We start from the raw sequence: 2,067 nt of genomic DNA on the forward strand, positions 1-2,067 counted from the left end.
CCACCCAGCGACGGGAGCCGGATCAGGTCAGAATTCTGTCCGGGGTGTTTGAGGGCAAAACCACAGGTTGTCCTATTGGCCTGCTGATTGAAAACACGGATCAAAAATCCAAGGACTACGGCGAGATAGCGCGTACCTTTCGACCGGCCCATGCGGATTACACCTATGCGCAAAAGTACGGCATCCGTGATTACCGCGGTGGTGGTCGATCTTCGGCCAGAGAGACGGCCATGCGTGTTGCTGCGGGAGCCATTGCCCGCAAGTTTTTACACCAGCATCTTGGCGTGCGTATTTATGGTGGTGCGGTACAGATTGGCGCGATCAAGGCAGAGACCTTCGATTGGTCAGTGGTTAACGACAATCCGTTTTTCTTCCCGGATGCCAGCAAGGTGGTGGCGCTGGAAGAGTTGATTAATGCATTGCGTAAGGACGGTTCATCGATTGGTGCGCGCATTAACGTATATGCCGAGGGTGTGCCGCCGGGCTGGGGTGAGCCGGTATTTGACCGTCTGGATGCGGACTTGGCCAAGGCAATGATGAGTATCAATGCGGTCAAGGCGGTGGAAGTGGGGGACGGCTTTGCTGTGGTTGAGCAGCGCGGCGAAGTTCACCGCGACGAGATTACTCCTGAGGGCTTTCTGAGCAATCACGCTGGTGGTGTGCTTGGCGGCATCAGCTCTGGCCAGACTGTACGTGTCTCGATGGCATTGAAGCCCACTTCCAGTGTGCTTATTCCCGGGCGCTCGGTGGATATCGACGGCAATCCGGTTGAGGTCATCACAAAGGGGCGTCATGACCCCTGCGTTGGCGTGCGTGCCACGCCCATTGCCGAGGCCATGCTGGCGCTGGTGTTGATGGATCATTACCTGCGCAACCGTGGCCAATGTGGTGATGTGGTTTCCTCGCTCTCACCAATTCCTGCCGGCAGGGATTAACCTGCCGGAGTACCTTGCGTGATCGCTGACTCTCGCCAGTCGCCCATTCCTTATTACTGGCGACTGTCTTCCTTTTACCTTTTCTATTTTGCCCTGCTAGGCATGCTGGTGCCTTACTGGGGCCTGTATCTGCAGACGCGGGGTTTTGCTGCTGCGCAGATCGGCCTGCTGATGGCTATACCGCAAATCACCAAGCTGGGCGCACCAAATCTATGGGGCTGGCTGGCGGATCGCACTGGCCAGCGATTGCGTATTATCCGCGCGGGCAATCTGCTCGCTGCGATCATTTTTACCGGTGTGTTTGTCGCCGACGGCTTCTGGTCGATGGTGATCGTACTGGCCGGCTTCAGCTTTTTCTGGAATGCCGTGCTGGCGCAGTTCGAGGTGATCACTCTCGATACTCTGGGTGAGCGTAGTCATCGCTATAGCCAGGTACGGCTATGGGGGTCGGTGGGCTTTATTGCTGCGGTGCTGGTGGTCGGAGTCCTGCTTGACTTGCTGTCGGTATCATTGCTGCCGTGGCTGTTATGCGGTGGGCTATGGCTGATCTGGCTGTGCACATTGTTTTTGCCCGCCGGCTCGGCGCCGTTGCAGCGAGTCCGTGAGGGCAAACTGCTGGCGGTGCTACGTCAGCCCGGTGTGCCAGCATTTTTTGCCTGTGCCTTTTTGATGCAGTTGTCCCACGGCCCCTATTACACCTTCTATACCATTCATTTGGTGGATATGGGCATTAGCCGCACTGTTGCCGGGTCGCTCTGGGCACTGGGTGTGATTGCTGAGGTGGGGCTGTTTCTGATTATGCACTGGCTGCTGGTACGGGTGCCTTTGAAGGTGATTGTCACGGTCAGTTTGTTGCTTGCCGCACTGCGCTGGCTGTTGATTGGCAGCGTTGGCGACAATTTGGCGTGGCTGGCCTTGGGACAACTTCTTCATGCTGCCACCTTTGGTAGTTTCCATGCGGCGGCCATGGCCTGGTTGCATCGTACTTTCTCTGGAGGTCATGCTGGTCAGGGCCAGGCACTGTATTCCAGTTTTGGCTTCGGAGCGGGCTGGGCCGTTGGCGCCGGACTGTCGGGAATGCTGTGGACATCATTTGGCTCAGATAGCTTCCTGCTGGCGGCGGCGGTGGCCA

At 57.3% G+C, this 2,067-nt stretch carries 2 protein-coding genes; both read left to right on the plus strand.

All coding sequences use genetic code 11. From position 1 onward, the window contains the following. A partial coding sequence (gene aroC / locus J1C54_RS16180; protein ID WP_229149960.1) for a chorismate synthase occupies nucleotides 1-935 on the plus strand: 935 nt, incomplete at its 5' end. Between the two features lie 18 nt (nucleotides 936-953). Beyond that, the coding region (locus J1C54_RS16185; RefSeq protein WP_229149962.1) for an MFS transporter at nucleotides 954-2,067 on the plus strand (1,114 nt) is incomplete at its 3' end.

Origin of the sequence: Alcanivorax sp. 1008 (genome assembly GCF_020667895.1) — a bacterium.
Lineage (GTDB): Bacteria > Pseudomonadota > Gammaproteobacteria > Pseudomonadales > Alcanivoracaceae > PGZG01.